This window comes from Pseudomonas sp. BN102, assembly GCF_029871245.1.
Lineage (GTDB): Bacteria > Pseudomonadota > Gammaproteobacteria > Pseudomonadales > Pseudomonadaceae > Metapseudomonas.
On record NZ_SSON01000038.1, the window covers coordinates 20,000 to 37,383 of the forward strand.

At 66.2% G+C, this 17,384-nt stretch carries 18 protein-coding genes; 12 read left to right on the plus strand and 6 right to left on the minus strand.

The window, feature by feature from the left end; genetic code table 11:
- The first annotated feature begins 23 nt into the window (after positions 1-23).
- Complete coding sequence (locus tag E8F12_RS06495; protein WP_280324456.1) at positions 24-869, plus strand: class I SAM-dependent methyltransferase; 846 nt, start codon at positions 24-26, stop codon at positions 867-869.
- A gap of 136 nt (positions 870-1,005) precedes the next feature.
- Here the strand turns inward: E8F12_RS06495 and E8F12_RS06500 are convergent, their stop codons facing one another.
- The gene (locus tag E8F12_RS06500; protein WP_280324457.1) at positions 1,006-2,235 is read right to left on the minus strand and encodes an alpha/beta hydrolase; all 1,230 of its coding nucleotides are present in this window, start codon (positions 2,233-2,235) and stop codon (positions 1,006-1,008) included.
- A gap of 276 nt (positions 2,236-2,511) precedes the next feature.
- On the opposite strand from E8F12_RS06500, the gene E8F12_RS06505 reads away from it, so the two are divergent.
- The 11 genes from E8F12_RS06505 (at position 2,512) to lipB (ending at position 12,565) form a co-directional block, all read left to right on the plus strand.
- Complete coding sequence (locus E8F12_RS06505) at positions 2,512-3,777, plus strand: glutamate-5-semialdehyde dehydrogenase (RefSeq protein ID WP_280324458.1); 1,266 nt, start codon at positions 2,512-2,514, stop codon at positions 3,775-3,777.
- A complete protein-coding gene (nadD, locus tag E8F12_RS06510; protein WP_280324459.1) occupies positions 3,777-4,421 on the plus strand; it encodes a nicotinate-nucleotide adenylyltransferase in 645 nt (214 codons plus the stop codon). The genes E8F12_RS06505 and nadD overlap by 1 nt, the downstream gene beginning before the upstream one ends.
- A gap of 22 nt (positions 4,422-4,443) precedes the next feature.
- On the plus strand, positions 4,444-4,797 hold the full coding sequence (gene rsfS, locus E8F12_RS06515; protein WP_280324460.1) for a ribosome silencing factor: 354 nt from the start codon (positions 4,444-4,446) through the stop codon (positions 4,795-4,797).
- A gap of 12 nt (positions 4,798-4,809) precedes the next feature.
- Positions 4,810-5,277 (plus strand): 23S rRNA (pseudouridine(1915)-N(3))-methyltransferase RlmH, encoded by a 468-nt coding sequence (gene rlmH / locus E8F12_RS06520; protein ID WP_280287189.1) that lies wholly within the window; start codon positions 4,810-4,812, stop codon positions 5,275-5,277.
- 9 nt (positions 5,278-5,286) lie between these two features.
- Entirely contained in the window at positions 5,287-7,185 is a 1,899-nt protein-coding gene (gene mrdA / locus E8F12_RS06525) for a penicillin-binding protein 2 (protein WP_280324461.1), read from the plus strand.
- Entirely contained in the window at positions 7,182-8,327 is a 1,146-nt protein-coding gene (rodA, locus tag E8F12_RS06530; protein WP_280324462.1) for a rod shape-determining protein RodA, read from the plus strand. The genes mrdA and rodA overlap by 4 nt, the downstream gene beginning before the upstream one ends.
- Before the next feature lie 14 nt (positions 8,328-8,341).
- A complete protein-coding gene (mltB, locus tag E8F12_RS06535) occupies positions 8,342-9,352 on the plus strand; it encodes a lytic murein transglycosylase B (RefSeq protein ID WP_280324541.1) in 1,011 nt (336 codons plus the stop codon).
- Between the two features lie 3 nt (positions 9,353-9,355).
- On the plus strand, positions 9,356-10,357 hold the full coding sequence (locus E8F12_RS06540; protein ID WP_280324463.1) for a septal ring lytic transglycosylase RlpA family protein: 1,002 nt from the start codon (positions 9,356-9,358) through the stop codon (positions 10,355-10,357).
- 62 nt (positions 10,358-10,419) lie between these two features.
- Entirely contained in the window at positions 10,420-11,583 is a 1,164-nt protein-coding gene (locus tag E8F12_RS06545; RefSeq protein ID WP_280324464.1) for a D-alanyl-D-alanine carboxypeptidase family protein, read from the plus strand.
- A 74-nt stretch (positions 11,584-11,657) separates the two neighbouring features.
- Positions 11,658-11,939: a DUF493 domain-containing protein gene (locus E8F12_RS06550; protein ID WP_280324465.1), complete on the plus strand. Its 282-nt coding sequence runs from the start codon at positions 11,658-11,660 to the stop codon at positions 11,937-11,939.
- On the plus strand, positions 11,939-12,565 hold the full coding sequence (gene lipB / locus E8F12_RS06555) for a lipoyl(octanoyl) transferase LipB (RefSeq protein ID WP_280324466.1): 627 nt from the start codon (positions 11,939-11,941) through the stop codon (positions 12,563-12,565). The genes E8F12_RS06550 and lipB overlap by 1 nt, the downstream gene beginning before the upstream one ends.
- 269 nt (positions 12,566-12,834) lie before the next feature.
- On the opposite strand, the gene lipA is transcribed toward lipB, so the two are convergent.
- The 5 genes from lipA to lptE form a co-directional block, all read right to left on the minus strand.
- The gene (lipA, locus tag E8F12_RS06560; protein WP_280324467.1) at positions 12,835-13,887 is read right to left on the minus strand and encodes a lipoyl synthase; all 1,053 of its coding nucleotides are present in this window, start codon (positions 13,885-13,887) and stop codon (positions 12,835-12,837) included.
- Positions 13,888-14,065: 178 nt separating this feature from the next.
- Entirely contained in the window at positions 14,066-15,364 is a 1,299-nt protein-coding gene (locus tag E8F12_RS06565; RefSeq protein ID WP_280324468.1) for a lytic murein transglycosylase, read from the minus strand.
- Between the two features lie 58 nt (positions 15,365-15,422).
- Entirely contained in the window at positions 15,423-15,578 is a 156-nt protein-coding gene (gene arfA / locus E8F12_RS06570; protein WP_280324469.1) for an alternative ribosome rescue factor ArfA, read from the minus strand.
- Positions 15,579-15,650: 72 nt separating this feature from the next.
- Complete coding sequence (gene holA / locus E8F12_RS06575; protein WP_280324470.1) at positions 15,651-16,688, minus strand: DNA polymerase III subunit delta; 1,038 nt, start codon at positions 16,686-16,688, stop codon at positions 15,651-15,653.
- 40 nt (positions 16,689-16,728) lie between these two features.
- Positions 16,729-17,337, minus strand: coding sequence for an LPS assembly lipoprotein LptE (gene lptE, locus E8F12_RS06580; protein WP_280324471.1), 609 nt, complete (start codon positions 17,335-17,337; stop codon positions 16,729-16,731).
- Positions 17,338-17,384: the final 47 nt, after the last annotated feature.

The window sequence follows — 17,384 nt, forward strand, 5'->3', positions numbered from 1 at the left end:
CAAAATAACAAGAGCCCGTCGCCATGTCCCGAACCGCTCGCCTCGACAGCGCCCATATCACTCCCAGCGCGCATTACACCGGTTACATCTGGTATCGCCACCGGTTGGCCGAGGCACCCTTCGTCACGCCGTTCGGCCGCCTCGCCTATGGCGTGCTGGCGCCGGTCAGCTGGGGCGCACGGGTGGCGTTCGGGCTGGATCTCGAACGCCTCCTGCTGCAGCGCCACCTCCTTATCGATGCCCGGTTGCACGAGGCCATCCAGCAACGCGGTGTGTGCCAGGTGGTGGAGATCGCCTGCGGGCTGTCGCCCCGTGGCCGGCGCTTCTGTGCCCGCTATCCGGAGTTGCGCTACCTGGAGGCGGACCTGCCGCCCATGGCTGCGCGCAAGCGCCTGCTGCTGCACGAGGAGGGCTGGCTGGATACGCGGCACCAGGTTCACCCTGTGGATATCCTCGCGCAGCAGGGGGCCAACGATCTGCAGGCGCTGTTCGCCGGACTGGATCGCGAGGCGCCGCTGCTGGTGATCACCGAGGGCCTGGTGAACTACTTCGCGCTACCGGTGATCGAGGCCTTCTGGAGCCGGCTGGCGGCGCAGATGCGCCGGTTCCCCAGCGCCACCTACCTCACCGACCTCTACCCCGACCTGCAGGAGCATCCGCGTTACCGCCAGTTGCGCTGGGGGATCGACCTGGTCGGCCGGCTGACCCGAGGCCGCTACTACCTGCACTACCGCAACGACCGGGAGATAGCCGAGGGCTTCGGCGATTGCGGCTTCCGCGAGGTGCGGGTGCATGGCCCGAAGGAACTCGGCACGGGCCAGGTCGAGGCCTGGCCGGGGCTGGTGCGGGTGGTGGAGGCTCGGGTCTGAAGTCCCGTAGGTTGGGCTGAGCTCCGCGAAGCCCAACGACCCAATCTCGTGGCTCGCCATTGTCGGGCTTCGCAGGCTCAGCACCAACCTACGAAGCGCGCGGGTCAATTCCGGTTTGGCTTCACCCGTCGTGGACTTAGGCGCAGGACGCCGCGCGGGTTTCCGTCTGCCCCACCTCGGCGGCCAACGCGTCGCTCGCCGTGGCTTCGGTGTGGGGGAACACCAGCGCCAGGCTGTCGCCCTCGCGGCGCAGGGGCAGCAGGTCCAGCGCCGGCAGGTCGCCGGCCTGCAGGCGCCAGCCCCGGTCCGGCAGGGTCGCGGGCAGGTTGCCTTGCACCAGGCCGCCGAAGAAACCCAGTTCGCTGACCTCCACCGGCCATTCGCCGGCTTCGGTATGGAGCAATCGGCCGCGCCGGTTCAGCGGCGCCACCCTGGGCTCCTGGCGCCGTTCCAGGCGGTCGAGGCGGTTGCGCGCCAGGCGAGTGGCGCCGGGGCTGGCCAGGGGCAGGGCGTTACCCAGGAGGAAGGGCCGGTAGAAGCTGGCGCAGGCCTCGCGCTGCTCGAACTGGGCCAGGTGGTCGCCGTTGTGGATCAGGGCGCAGTCGGCATCGGCACAGGCAGCGGCGAAGCCGGCGTGTTCCCAGGGTTGGGTGAAATGGTCGTACTCGCCGGCCAGGACCAGGGTCGGGCACGCCGGGTGCCGGTCGAAGCCGGGGAAGTCCAGCAGGCGGCGGCTGTTCTGCTGGTAACGTTCGATTTCCTGCGGGGAAAGCCGCTGCATCTGCCGCAAAAGTGCCTTGCGGAACACCAGCGAGATGCCGGTCTCTTCCAGGCGCAGGGGGTTGATCAGCCCGGTCAGGGCGCCCTGGGCGAAGCGTGGGGTCTGGCCTTCGGCCAGCAGGTCCAGGCCTTCCTCCAGCATGCGTCGGGCGCCGGGGCGGCCGAAGGCGGTGATGCCGGCGAGCAGCAGCCGGGCGCAACGCGCCGGGTGGCGCACGGCGAACAGCGCCGCCAGGGCCGATCCGTAGGACAGGCCGATGGGCATCAGCGGCGGCAGCTGGAGCTCTTCGGCAAAGGCGGCGATCAGGTCGGACAGCTGCCCCAGGGACAATTCCGGCGCCAACTGCAGGTTGCCGCCCTGGCTCGGCAGGTCGAGGAGGATCACCGGGTGCCGGGGCAGCAGTTCCTGCACCTCGGTGCCGAAAGAGCGGAAGCTCTGGAAGGCGCCGCCGAGCATCAGCACGGGTTCGCGGCCGTCCTCGGCGTGCCGGGAGAAAGCCTGGTACTGCAAGGTCCAGGGGCCGAGCCGGACGACGCGGGGCGCGTCAGCCAGGTGTTGCGGGCTGAAGTCGGTCTGGTAACGCATGGCGGGTTCTCCGGCGCCGGGGCGCTATCTTGTTCTTCTGCGGCGACTGCGCTTTGAAGGTAAACAGCAGGAGCGGTTTTGTTTACCCAACCTTCGGGCGGGCGCCGCCGCCGGGTGTCACCGTCCCGGGCGCAGCCCGCCAGGAGCCCGGTTTGCGCCGTTACCCACGGGAGCCCCTGGAATGGTCTGTCTACCATCCGCCAGACGCCGCTGGGCGCGGGCGAGCGCGGTCGCTATAATCTGTCGCTTTCCCTTGACCGCCAGAATCGCGAGACCATGACTGAGTCCGTTCTCGATTACATGACCCGCCTGGGTCGCGCCGCTCGCGCTGCCTCCCGCGTGGCCGCCCGTGCCAGCACCGTGCAGAAGAATCACGCCCTGCTGGCTGCCGCCGATGCCCTGGATGCCGCTCGTGCCGAGCTGGCCTCCGCCAACGAGCAGGACCTGGCCAATGGCCTCGCCAATGGCCTGGAGCCAGCCATGCTCGACCGCCTGGCCCTGACTCCGGCACGCATCGACGAAATGATCGAGGGCCTGCGCCAGGTCGCCACTCTGCCGGACCCCATCGGCGAGATCCGTGACATGCGCTATCTGCCGTCCGGCATCCAGGTCGGCAAGATGCGTGTGCCGCTCGGCGTGATCGGCATCATCTACGAGTCGCGGCCGAACGTGACCATCGATGCAGCCAGCCTCTGCCTGAAGTCCGGCAATGCCACCATCCTGCGCGGCGGTTCCGAGGCGATCCATTCCAACCAGGCCATCGCCGAGTGCATCCAGAAGGGCCTGGCCGAGGCCGGCCTGCCGGCGGAGTTGGTGCAGGTGGTCGAGACCACCGATCGCGCCGCTGTCGGCGCGCTGATCAGCATGCCCGAGTACGTCGATGTGATTGTCCCGCGCGGCGGCAAGGGCCTGATCGAGCGCATCAGCCGCGAGGCCAAGGTGCCGGTGATCAAGCACCTGGACGGCATCTGCCATGTCTACATCGACATAGCCGCCGACCTGGACAAGGCGATTCGCGTGGCCGACAACGCCAAGACCCAGCGCTACGCGCCGTGCAACACCATGGAAACCCTGCTGGTGCACGCCGGCATCGCCGAGCGCGTACTGCCGCCGCTGGCCGCCATCTACCGCGACAAGGGCGTGGAACTGCGTGGCGACGAGGCGACACGCGCGCTGCTGGGCAGTGACGTGCTGGAAGCGACCGAGGAAGACTGGCGCACCGAGTACAACGCGCCGATCCTCTCGATTCGCGTCGTCGATGGGCTGGAACAGGCCATCGAGCACATCAATACCTACGGCTCGCAGCACACCGACGCCATCATCACTGAGAACTTCAGTGACGCCCGGCGCTTCCTCACCGAAGTGGATTCCGCTTCGGTGATGGTCAATGCCTCCACCCGATTCGCCGATGGTTTCGAGTACGGTCTGGGGGCGGAGATCGGCATTTCCACCGACAAGCTGCACGCCCGCGGCCCGGTCGGCCTGGAAGGCCTGACCAGCGAGAAGTACGTGGTCTTCGGCGACGGCCACGTACGCACCTGATGGGCAAGCGCATCGGCCTCTTTGGCGGCACCTTCGATCCCGTGCACATAGGTCACCTGCGGGGTGCCCTGGAAGTGGCCGAGCAGTTCGGTTTCGACGAACTGCGCCTGATTCCCAGTGCGCGCCCGCCGCACCGCGAGACCCCGCAGGTGTCGGCGGCCCAGCGGCTGGAGATGGTGCAACTGGCGGTGGCTGGCGTCGCGCCGCTTTGCGTCGACGATCGCGAGTTCAAGCGTGAGCGGCCGTCCTGGACCATAGAGACGCTGGAGTCCCTGCGCGCCGAACTGGCCGCCGAGGACCAGCTGTTCCTGCTGGTGGGCTGGGATGCCTTCTGCGGTCTGCCGAGCTGGCACCGCTGGAGCGAGCTGCTCGACCACTGCCACATCCTGGTCCTGCAACGGCCGGATGCCGACAGCGAAGCCCCCGAAAACCTGCGCAACCTGCTGGCTGCGCGCACCGCGGCCGATCCGCATTCCCTGCAGGGGCCGGCCGGACAGATCGCCTTCGTCTGGCAGACGCCCCTGGCGATTTCCGCCACCCAGATCCGCCAATTGCTGGGGGAGGGGCGCTCGGTGCGCTTCCTCGTGCCTGACGCGGTATTGGCCTACATCCATGCGCACGACCTGTACCGTGCGCCGAATTGATTCACTGAGGTAGTTGAACCCGATGCAAAACGAAGAACTCGTCCAGGTCGCCATCGCGGCCCTGGAAGACCTGAAAGGTCAGGACATCACCACCATCGACGTGCGCGGCAAGACCAGCATCACCGATTTCATGGTGATCGCCAGCGGCACCTCCGGCCGTCATGTCAAATCCCTGGCCGAGAGCGTGCTGGAGAAGGTCAAGGAAAAGGGCGTACGTCCGCTGGGCAGCGAAGGCCTGGATAGCGGTGAATGGGCCCTGCTGGACCTGGGTGATGTGGTGGTGCACGTGATGCAGGTGGCCACTCGCCAGTTCTACGACCTGGAGCGCCTCTGGCAAGGCGCCGAGCAGAGCCGCGCGCACCACAGCCACGAGTAAGCGAGGCGTCCCTTGCGTCTACGTCTTATCGCTGTTGGTTCGCGCATGCCGGGCTGGGTGGAGGAGGGCTGGCGGGAATACGTCAAGCGCCTGCCATCCGAGCTCAGTCTGGAGCTGGTGGAGATTCCCCTGACCACGCGCGGCAAGAATGCTGACGTCGCCAGGATGATCCGCCAGGAGGGCGAGGCCATGCTGGCCAAGGTGCAGCCGGGAGAACGCGTCGTCACCCTGGAAGTCCAAGGTCGGCCCTGGAGCACCGAGCAGTTGGCGGCCGAACTGGACCGCTGGCGTCTGGATGCGCGCACCGTCAATCTCATGGTCGGCGGCCCCGAGGGGCTGGCGCCTGAGGTCTGCGCCCGCAGCGAGCAGCGCTGGTCGCTGTCACCGCTGACGTTGCCTCACCCGCTGGTACGCATCCTCGTCGGCGAGCAGATCTACCGCGCCTGGACCGTGCTGTCCGGCCACCCCTATCACAAGTAAGCCTTGTCCATGCCGCAACCGATCCGCCTGAAAGACCACGAAAAGGACGCTCGCCTGGTGCGCCAACGCGTGATCGTGGGCGCGGTGGCGGTATTGCTGCTGACTTGCGTGCTGATCGCCCGCCTTTATTACCTGCAGGTGATCCAGTACGAGTACCACTCGACCCTGTCCGAGAACAATCGCGTCCATGTGCAGCCGATCCCGCCCACCCGCGGGCTGATCTTCGACCGCAGCGGCGTGCTGGTGGCCGACAACCGGCCCAGCTTCAGCCTCAGCGTCACCCGCGAGCGGGCTGGCGACTGGCAGCAGACCCTCGACGTGATAGTCGAGGTGCTGCAGTTGACCGCGGATGACCGTGCGCTGTTCGAGAAGCGCATGCGGCAGGGGCGCCGCCCCTTCGAGCCGGTGCCCATCCTCTTCGAGCTGACCGAGGAGCAGATCGCCCGCGTGGCGGTGAACCAGTTCCGCCTGCCCGGTGTGGAGGTGGTGGCGCAACTGGTGCGGCACTACCCGCAGGGTGCGCATTTCGCCCATTCGGTGGGCTATGTCGGACGGATCAACGAGAAGGAGCTCAAGCAGCTCGACCCGGTTAACTACAGCGGCACCCACCACATCGGCAAGACCGGCATCGAGCGCTTCTACGAAGACCAGTTGCACGGCGAGGTGGGCTACGAGGAAGTCGAGACCAACGCCCGGGGGCGCGTATTGCGTGTGCTCAAGCGCACCGATCCGAAACCCGGCAAGGACCTGGTGCTGACCCTCGACGTGCGCCTGCAGGAAGCGGCCGAGCAGGCCCTGGGCGGCCGCCGTGGCGCCATCGTCGCCATCGAGCCGTCCAGCGGCGACGTGCTGGCGATGGTCAGTCAGCCGAGCTTCGACCCCAATCCCTTCGTCACCGGCATCAGCTTCAAGGCCTATGCCGAACTGCGCGACTCCATCGACCGGCCGCTGTACAACCGCGTCCTGCGCGGCCTCTATCCACCGGGCTCGACCATCAAGCCGATGGTGGCGGTGTCTGGCCTGGATGCCGGCGTGGTGACCCCGGCCTCGCGAGTCTTCGACCCGGGCTTCTACCAGTTGCCGAACTACGACCACAAATACCGCAACTGGAACCGTTCCGGTGACGGCTGGGTGAATATGGAAACCGCGATCATGCGGTCAAATGACACCTACTTCTACGATCTTGCGCACAAGATGGGCATAGATCGGATGCACGACTACATGAGCCGCTTCGGCTTCGGCCAGCGCGTGGCGCTGGACATGTTCGAGGAGTCCTCCGGCCTGATGCCGTCCCGCGAGTGGAAGCGCGCACGTTACCGCCAGGCCTGGTATCCGGGGGAAACCCTGATCCTCGGCATTGGCCAGGGCTATATGCAGGCCACGCCGCTGCAGCTGGCCCAGGCGGTGGCGCTTATGGCCAATCGCGGCAAGTGGATTCGCCCGCACCTGGCCAAGACCATCGAGGGCCAGCCACCGGAAGACCCCAATCCGATGCCGGACGTCGTCCTGCGCGACCCGTCGTTCTGGGACGCCGGCCGCATCGGCATGGAACAGGTCGTCCACGGCGCCCGCGGCACGGCGCACAAGGTCGGGGCCAATTCCGTCTATCGCATCGCCGGCAAGAGCGGTACCGCCCAGGTGGTGGCCATCAAGCAGGGCGAGAAGTACGACCGTAACAAGCTCCAGGAGCGGCACCGCGACCACGCCCTGTTCGTCGCCTTCGCCCCCGCCGACGATCCGAAGATCGCCGTCGCGGTGATGGTGGAGAATGGCGAATCAGGCTCGGGCGTCGCCGCCCCGGTGGTCAAGCAGGTGATGGACGCGTGGCTGCTCGGCGAGGATGGCCAGTTGAAACCCGAGTTCCGCCCGCCCCAGCCGCTGGCGAACCAGCAGAGCGCCAACCGATGAACAGCAATTTCGACCGCACCATCTCCCAGGAGGACGTGCTCAAGCGCCGCGCCACGCTGTTGCAGCGCATGCACATTGACGGCTGGCTGCTGCTGATCCTGCTGCTGCTGGCGGCCGGTAGCCTGTTCGTCCTCTATTCGGCCAGTGGCAAGCACTGGGATCTGCTGGTGAAGCAGGCCTCCTCCTTCGGCCTCGGCCTGGGCGCGATGATCGTCATCGCCCAGTTCGAGCCGCGTTTCATGGCGCGCTGGGTGCCGCTCGGCTACGTGGTGGGCGTGAGCCTGCTGATGGTGGTGGAGATCATGGGGCACACGGCCATGGGCGCCACCCGCTGGATCAATATTCCGGGGGTGATCCGCTTCCAGCCCTCGGAATTCATGAAGATCATCATGCCGGCGACCATCGCCTGGTACCTGTCGCGGCACAACCTGCCGCCCAAGCTCAAGCACCTCGTCATCAGCCTGGTACTGATCGTGGTGCCCTTCGTGCTGATCCTCAAGCAGCCCGACCTCGGCACCGCGATGCTGATCCTCGCCTCGGGCGCCTTCGTCCTCTTCATGGCCGGCCTGCAGTGGCGCTGGATCCTCGGCGTGGCGACTGCGGTGGTGCCGGTGGCGGTGGCCATGTGGTACTTCGTCCTGCACGACTACCAGAAGCAGCGGGTGCTGACCTTCCTCGACCCGGAGAGTGACCCGCTGGGCACCGGCTGGAACATCATCCAGTCCAAGGCCGCCATCGGCTCGGGCGGGGTATTCGGCAAGGGCTGGCTGCTGGGCACTCAGTCGCACCTGGATTTTTTGCCCGAAAGCCACACGGACTTTATCATTGCCGTCCTCAGCGAAGAGTTCGGCCTCGTCGGCGTCTGCCTGCTGCTGCTGGTCTACCTGCTGCTGATCGGCCGCGGGCTGGTGATCACCGCCCAGGCCCAGACCCTGTTCGGCAAGCTGCTGGCGGGCAGCTTGACCATGACCTTCTTCGTCTACGTGTTCGTCAACATCGGCATGGTCAGCGGACTGCTGCCGGTCGTGGGGGTGCCCCTGCCCTTCATTAGCTACGGCGGAACCCACTTGGTGACGCTGCTGTCTGGGTTTGGGGTTTTGATGGCTATCCATACCCATCGCAAATGGATTGCCCAGGTTTGAAACGAGTGAATGATTTGAAAGCACTGCGCAAGTGGATGCAGCTGGCGGCCACCGGAGCGGCCCTGGTCGGCCTGCTGGGGGCAGCCGTACCGGCATTTTCCGGGGATTACGAGGGGTCGCCCCAGGTCGCCGAGTTCGTCGCCGAGATGACCCGCGACTACGGTTTCGCCGGTGAGCAGCTGGTGGACCTGTTCCGTGAAGTGGAGCGCAAGCAGTCGATCCTCGATGCCATCTCCCGGCCCGCGGAGCGGGTCAAGACGTGGAAGGAATACCGCCCGATCTTCATCACGCCGGCGCGCATCCAGAAAGGCGTGAACTTCTGGAACCAGCATGCCGACGCCCTGGCCCGCGCCGAGAAAGAATACGGCGTGCCGGCCCAGGTGATAGTGGCGATCATCGGCGTCGAGACCTTCTACGGCGGCAATACCGGCAACTTCCGCGTCATCGACGCCCTCTCGACCCTGGGCTTCGACTACCCGCCGCGCGCCGACTTCTTCCGCAAGCAGCTCAAGGAATTCCTCCTGCTGGCCCGCGAAGAGCAGGTCGACCCGCTGGTACTCAAGGGTTCCTACGCCGGCGCCATGGGCCTGCCGCAGTTCATGCCGAGCAGCTTCCGCTCCTTCGCCGTGGATTTCGACGGCGACGGCCATATCGACATCTGGAGCAACCCGGTGGACGCCATCGGCAGTGTCGCCAGCTATTTCAAACGTCACGGCTGGGTGGCCGGCGGCCTGGTGGTCAGCCACGCCCAGGTGCGCGGCGAACGAGTCGACGAAGGGTTGACCCAGGGGCTGGACCCGGTGAAGAACGTCGGCGATCTTAGGGCGCTGGGCTGGGCAAGCTCCGAGGCACTGCGCGATGATGTGCCGGTCACGGCTTTCAAGCTGGAGGGTGACGCGGGAGCGGAGTACTGGATGGGATTGCCGAACTTCTACGTCATTACCCGCTACAATCGCAGCGTGATGTACGCCATGTCCGTGCATCAGCTATCTGAATTGCTGGTCAACGCAAGGGGCGGGCGTTAACCGATGCCACTACCGATAAGAGTCGCCGTTTACGGCGCCGTAGCATTGTTACTGGCCAGTTGCTCGAGCAGCCGCGCGCCTGAGCCAGTTCAGCCTGGCGGGCCGATCTCCGGTCCCGGCGATTATTCGCGTCCGCACAAGGACGGCGCCCCCTGGTGGGACGTCGACGTCTCGCGCATTCCCGACGCCGTGCCCATGCCGCACTACGGCGCGGTCAAGGCCAATCCCTATACCGTGCTGGGCCAGACCTACTACCCGATGAACGACGCGCGTCGTTACCAGGCGACCGGAACCGCGTCCTGGTACGGCACCAAGTTCCATGGCCAGGCTACCGCCAACGGCGAGGCCTACGACCTCTACGGCATGACCGCCGCACACAAGACCCTGCCGCTGCCGAGCTATGTCCGGGTGACCAACCTGGACAACGGCCGCAGTGTGATCCTGCGGGTCAATGACCGTGGCCCCTTCTACTCCGACCGCATCATTGACCTCTCCTTCGCCGCGGCGAAGAAGCTCGGCTATGCCGAGTCGGGCACTGCGCGCGTCAAGGTGGAAGGCATCGACCCGCAGCAATGGTGGGCCGCCCAGGGCCGTCCGGTGCCGATGGTGCTGGCGCAGCCGCAGATGGCAGCCAAGCCCCAGCCGAAACCGGCCGTGCAGCAGGTCGCCAGCGCGCCGATCGAACAGTACAGCCCGCCACCGCAGCAGCACGCCGCCGCCGTCCTGCCCGTGCAGATCGACGCAAAAAAAAACGATTCACTCGCAGCTTCTGGCCTGTATCTCCAAGTGGGCGCCTTCGCCAATCCGGACGCTGCGGAACTTCTCAAGGCCAAGCTGAGCGGGACGGTGAGTGCGCCGGTCTTCATCAGCTCGGTCGTGCGCAACCAACAGATACTGCACCGGGTACGCCTGGGGCCGATCGGAACTCAGGGTGAGGCCCAGCAATTGCAGGACTCGGTGCGCCTGGCCAAACTCGGGCAGCCAACCCTGGTGAAACCGGATTGACGGTTTCCTTGAATTTGCCCGCAAGGGCCTGTTAGACCATTAGCTACTTTTCAGAGAGACGGATGAACATCTTCAGCTTCGCCAAACGCCTACTACTGCCCGCAGCCCTGCTCATCGTCGCGCCGGCCTCCATGGCGGCCCAGCAGATCGTCCCGTCGCCGCCGCAACTGGCCGCCAAGGCCTATGTACTGATGGACGCCCAGAGCGGCCAGGTCCTGGTCGAGAACAACGGCGACCAGCGCCTGCCCCCGGCCAGCCTGACCAAGCTGATGACCGCCTACATTGCCACCCTGGAGATCCGCAAGGGCCAGGTCGGCGAGAGCGACCCTGTGACCATCAGCGAGCACGCCTGGCGTACCGGCGGTTCGCGCATGTTCGTCCAGGTCAACACCCAGGTGACCATGAGCGACCTGCTGCACGGCATCATCATCCAGTCGGGCAACGACGCCAGCGTGGCCGTGGCCGAGCACATCGCCGGCAGCGAAGATGCCTTCGCCGACATGATGAACACCACTGCCGAGAAACTCGGCATGACCAACAGCCACTTCATGAACGCCACCGGCCTGCCGGACCCGGAGCATTACTCCAGCGCCCATGACATGGCTCGCCTGGCACGCGGCATCATCTACGAGGACCCGGCCCACTACGCCATCTACTCGCAGAAAGAGTTCTTCTGGAACAACATCAAGCAGCCCAACCGCAACCTGCTGCTGTGGCGCGACAAGACCGTCGACGGCCTGAAGACCGGCCACACCGACGAAGCCGGCTACTGCCTGGTGGCGTCCGCCGTGCGCGACAACATGCGCCTGATCGCCGTGGTCTTCGGCACCAACAGCGAGCAGGCTCGCGCCGCCGAGACCCAGAAGCTGCTGACCTACGGCTTCCGCTTCTTCGAAACCCAGACCTTCTACCAGAAGGGCGCCGAGCTGGCCAAAGCCCAGGTGTGGAAGGGCGCGACCCGTGAAGCCAAGGCCGGTCTGGCCCAGGACCTGACCATGACCCTGCCCAAGGGCCAGGCGAAGAAACTGCAGGCCAGCATGACCCTCAACCCGCAGCTGATCGCCCCGATCAACAAAGGCGACGTGATCGGCAAGGTCGAGGTCAAGATGGAAGACCAGGTTGTCCACAGTGCCGACCTGATCGCCCTGGAAACCGTCGAGGAAGGTGGCTTCTTCCGCCGCCTGTGGGATAGCATTCGCCTGTTCTTCTTCGGCCTGTTCAACTGACCTACTGAGCCGACGCCTCGCGCCCTCTCCGGGCACGGGGCGTCCGCATCTCGGATCACGAGTCCGCTGCTGCCATGACCGATACCCCTGACGTACAACCCCCGAAAATCGAGTTCCCCTGCGAGCGCTACCCCATCAAGGTGATTGGCGATTCCGGTGAAGGCTTCGCCGACCTGGTGATCGAGATCATCCGGCGCCACGCGCCCGACCTCGACGCCGCCACCCTGGTGGTGCGCGACAGCCGCAACGGCCGCTTCCTCTCGGTGCAGGTGTTGATCACCGCCACCAGTGTCGAGCAGCTGCAATCCATCCATGTCGACCTGCGGGCCACCGGCCGCGTGCACATGGTGCTTTAGTGGCACCTGCCGAACTCATCGTGCGTCATCTGGGGCTGGTGGACTACCTGCCGACCCTGGAGGCGATGCGCCGCCTGACCGTCGAGCGCGACGAACGGACGCCCGACGAAATCTGGCTGCTGCAGCATCCTCAGGTGTTCACCCAGGGCCAGGCCGGCAAGGCCGAGCATTTGCTGGCACCGGGAGACATCCCGGTGATCCAGGTCGAGCGCGGCGGTCAGGTCACCTACCATGGCCCTGGCCAATTGGTGGCCTATCTGATGCTGGACCTGCGCCGCCTGGGATTGGGCGTGCGCGAACTGGTCACGGCCATGGAGCAGAGCCTGGTTGATGTGCTGGCTGCCTATGGCGTCGAGGCGGCGCCCAAGGCGGATGCTCCCGGCGTCTATGTCGAAGGCGACAAGATCGCCTCGCTGGGACTGCGGGTCAGCCGGGGCTGTTCATTCCACGGCCTGGCGCTCAACGTGGATATGGACATGTCGCCCTTCTGGCGGATCAATCCCTGCGGCTACGCCGGGTTGAAGATGGTGCAGCTCAAGGACCTGCTCGAGACGCCACCGCAGCTCGATGAGGTTGCGCAGCGCCTGGAGCAGGCTCTGCGCCAGCGGCTGGGCTACGCCCGATAGGCGACGGGGCAGGACGCCCTGGCTCGCATTCCGTTTCGAAGGCTATGCCCCTGTTAGCTGTTGCCAAGAGGTTTCGGTCAGGGATCGGGGCCTTGTAGTGAAGGCCGGGCGGAGATCTATAGCCCACGCTGACCTGCAATGCTGGGCTGAAGCCCACCTTACGGGCCTCTGCGCCACATCCCAACACTTAACGCACACATAGCCTGAAAGACACTGCACGCACGGCGTACCCCAGGCACGTTGCCTGGAGTGGGCCGTGCAGTTTCCGATCAGTTCAGGTTGAGTGCCGGAATAATGCTCGTGTCGAGGGGCTGGCCCGGTACCGGCACCGGCGCCGCCAGGCCCAGGTTGTTCTTCTCGAACACCCGGTCGGCCCTGTAGCTGGAACGCACCAGCGGGCCGGCTGCGACTTCCATGAAGCCCTTCTGCAGGCCGATATCGCGGAAGCGGTTGAATTCCTCCGGGCTGACCCAGCGCTTGACCGTCAGGTGGTTACGGGTGGGCTGCAGGTATTGGCCGAGGGTGAGGATGTCGACGCCTATGGCGCGCAGGTCGTCCATGGTTTCGATGACTTCCTCGTCAGTTTCGCCCAGCCCCAGCATCAGGCTGGTCTTGGTCAGCACGTTCGGGCGGTGGCGCTTGGCATGCTCCAGCACGCGCAGGGTCTTCTCGTAGCCGGCGCGCGGGTCGCGCACCACATGGGTCAGGCGCTTGACCGTCTCGACGTTCTGCGCGAACACCTCCAGGCCGGAATCCACCACCCGCTCGATGGCCTGATGGTCGCCATTGAAGTCCGGGGTTAGGGCCTCCACCACCACCTGTGGCGTGCGCTCCTTGATGGCGCGCACGCAGGCGGCGTAGTGGCTGGCGCCGCCGTCGTCCAGGTCATCGCGATCCACCGAGGTCAGCACGATATAGCGCAACGCCATCAGCTCGACCGACTTGGCGGTGTTCTGCGGCTCTTCCTGGTCCAGCCAGCCGTTGGGATTACCGGTGTCCACGGCGCAGAAGCGGCAGGCACGGGTGCACACCGAGCCCATCAGCATGATGGTGGCGGTGCCGTTGGACCAGCACTCGCCCATGTTCGGACAGTGTGATTCCTGGCATACGGTGCTCAGGCGATGTTCGCCGACATTGCGCTTGACCGCATCGAAGCGGCTGCCGCCCGGTGCCTTCACCCGCAGCCACTTGGGCTTGGGTTCGAATACCTGGGGTTCGGCCGAGGCGCGGCGCTTCTGGCCATCCTTGATCGCGGTGATGCCCTGAGCAGTACGGAACTTTTCGCCGCTGGCGACGGGTTTGGACGAGTCTGTATCGGACATCGGAAATCTGGGCTCCGCTAGAGGCTTCGTGGGCTGCCGCAGGGGCACGGGAGGGTGGCGCAGTGTATCACAAAAGGTCTCTGCTCCAGCTGGCAGCGGGGGCCTGGGCCGGCCGCAAAGCGGGCTGGGCGACGTTCCAGGCACCCGGCGCGTACGGAGCATTCGTGGCCCGCAGGCGCTAGCGCTGTTGCAGGCTCTCCAGCAGCTTCTGGGTCGGGAAGCCGTCAGCCGGCCAGCCCTGGCTCTGTTGGTAGCCACGGATCGCCTTGCGGGTGTTGGCGCCGATGATGCCGTCCGCCGCTCCTGGCGAGTAGCCGGCGGCAGCCAGGGATTCCTGCAATTCGACGCGCTCGCTGCGGCTCAACGGGCGCTCGTCGCGGGGCCAGCTGCCGACGAGTTCGCCGCGGCCATCGAAGCGCTCGCCCAGCAGGCTGACGGCCAGGGCGTAGGACGAGGAGTTGTTGTACTTGAGGATGGCGCGGAAGTTGTCCAGCACCAGGAAGGCCGGACCGCGATGGCCGGCGGGCAGCAGCAGGTAGGCGGATTCGCCGGCGAGACCGGAGGCCTGCGGGCCGGTCTGCACGCCCATCGCCTGCCATTGCCCCACAGGCTTGCGGATGTCGGCGTCGGCTTGCGCGTAGTCGAAGCCCTGGGGCAGTTGCACCTGCAGCGCCGCAGGTTGGCCCTTGCGCCAGCCGGAGGCCTGCAGGTAGTGCGCGGCGGAGGCCAGGGCGTCGGCCGAGGAGTTCCAGATATCGCGTCGACCGTCGCCGTCGAAGTCCACCGCGTGGCTGTTGTAGGTGGTGGGGATGAACTGGGTCTGGCCCATGGCGCCGGCCCAGGAGCCGAGCATGCCGGAGGGCTGGATATCGCCGTGCTGGATGATCTCCAGGGCGGCCAGCAACTGCGCATGGGCGAAGGCCGGGCGGCGGCCTTCATAGGCCAGGGTGGCCAGGGAGCGGATCACCGACTTGTCGCCCATGAACTGGCCGAAGCTGCTTTCCATGCCCCAGATGGCCACGAGGGTTTCGCGGTCCACGCCGAAACGCTGCTCGATACCGTCGAGTGACGCCGCATGCTCGGCCAGCAAGGCCTGGCCCTTGCGCACCCGATAGGGCGAAATGGCGCCTTCCAGGTATTCCCAGACCGGCCGGGTGAACTCGGGCTGGCTGCGGTCAGCGGTGATCACGCTGGGATCAGGGGTGACGCCAGCGAAGGCGCGGTCAAAGGCGGCGGCGTCGATGCCGCTGGCCAGGGCTTCGCGGCGGAAGCCGTCGCGCCAGGCACTGAAGCTGATGGTCGGCATCACCACCTGGGCCATGGCAGGGGCTGCGGGCGCCTTGGCGGCGGGTTGGCTGACCTGGGGAGCGGCGGCGGGTTTCTGCGCCGGAGCGTCGGCACACGAGGAGAGCAGGGTGAGGGCGGAGGCTGCGGCCAGGCTGCGGAACATCAGGCCGGGGGCAGTGGCATCGAACATAATAAAGTCTCGAGGCTGACGAAGAATCAAGCCGCGACCTTAACATGTTCGGGCCTTTTCAGGCGGCTATAAGCGACGAAGCCTCCCAATTGTGGGAGGCTTCGCGGCGGTAACTTCCTTTGCCTTTCAGGGGCTTTTCCTGGCGGCAGCGGAAGAGAGGTTGGGCTACCAGGGATTTAGCGCGGTTCGGCGCTGTCTTGCGTTTCTTGGCCATGGCCAGTCCTCGATTGGCGCCCGCGGCAGTGCGGGCGCGCGCATCATCGACCCCTGCTCAGAAAATGTCCAGCTATTCGGCGGCCAGTGGCAGACGCTGGCCGGCCAGCAGCAGGGCAAGGCGCGCGAGGCCGTTCCATGGATCGCCCGCGGCCTGACCTTTGATCTGCGCGTCGATGCGCTGGGCGTCCTGCAGCAACTGGTTCCAGCGCGATGCGGGGTGGCGTTGCAGGGCGCGACTGACCAGGGGCCGGCGCTTGTCCCAGACCGGCGGGCGGGCCGAGGCGAAGGCCTTTTCCAGGGGCACGCCCTGGCTGTACTGCTGGGCCAGGCTGGCCAGCAGACGCAACTCGCGGGCCAGCGCCCAGAGGACCACCGGCGGTTCGACGCCTTCACCGCGCAGCCCTTCCAGGGTGCGCAGGGTATGGGCGGGCTCGCCGTTGAGTGCGGCGTCGATCAGGCCAAAGACGTCGAATCGCGCGCTGTCGGCGACCGCCGCCTGGACGGTGGCGGCATCCACCTGGCCGCCCTCGGCGAGCAGCTTGAGCTTCTCGATCTCCTGGGCGGCCGCCAACAGGTTGCCTTCGACCCGCGCGGCTATCAGGTCTACGGCTTCCTGGTTGGCAGCGAGTCCCGCCTGGGACAGACGCTGGCGAATCCACTGGGGCAGGTTGTGCGCCTCGACGGGCCAGACCTGGACGAACTGGACGTCCGGCCCGTCGATCAGGGCCTTGGCCCATTTGGTTTTCTGCGTGCTGCCGTCGAGTTTGGGCAGGCTCAGCAGCAGCACGGTGTCTTCCGGAGGCCGTGCCAGGTACTCCAGCAGCGCTGCGGCGCCTTTGTCGCCCGGCTTGCCGGAGGGCAGGCGCACTTCCAGCAGGCGCTTCTCGGCGAACAGTGAGAGGCTGGCGCCGGCTTCAAGCAGCAGGCCCCAGTCGAAGTTGGCTTCGGCGTTGAATACCTGGCGCTCGCTGAAATCCCGCGCACGGACGCTGGTGCGGATGGCGTCGCAGGCTTCCTGGCAGAGCAGCGGTTCATCGCCGCTGACCACGTAGACCGGTGCCAGTTGGCCCTGCAGGTGTTTACCCAGTTGAGCGGGATTGAGTTTCATAGGCGCAAATGATCGGGGCCGCTGGTGCGGCCCCTTGTGCTCACTGGATGGGCAGTTGCAGCGGTGACTGCTGCGGTTGCTGGGTCTTTTCGGCCTGGCGCGCGGCTTCCAGCGCTTCGGCTTCGGCCTTGGCCTTGGCTTCGGCGGTCTGCTGCAGCTGGTCCAGCTGGGCCGGGGTGACCAGGTGCAGGCGCATGACCATCTGCTGGACCATCTCCTGGCGCATTTCCTGGCGCAGCTGGTCCGCTTCCTGGTCGGAGCCGATCAGGTTGTTGCTGTCGAAAACGTAGGTCTTCTGCACAGTCAGCTTGTCGTTCATCAGCAGCAGGTCATTGGCGCCGCGAATCTCGTATTGCAGCGTGTGGGTCAGCTCGTACTCGGCGCTGCGGGAAGATTGGGTGTAGGAGGCGGTACGCTGAGTCTCGTCCTCGCGGGCCAGCACCAGGGTATAGGGCGCCCCGGCATGGACCTTGACGTCGTTATTTTCCAGCGCCGCGCGCACGGCCTTTACCGTCGCGCCGTACTGGTTACGGGCGGTAAGGTCCAGTTCGGTGAGGGCGAAGTCGGCGTCGCCGGTGCCGCGAAGCTGGAAGCCGCAGGCGCTCAGCAGCGCGGTGAGGCCCAGGACCAGCAGATTCCGTTTCATCATGTCTTTGCGTTCCCCTTGCAAGCGGTCCGGCGCCACTCCCGCAGGAG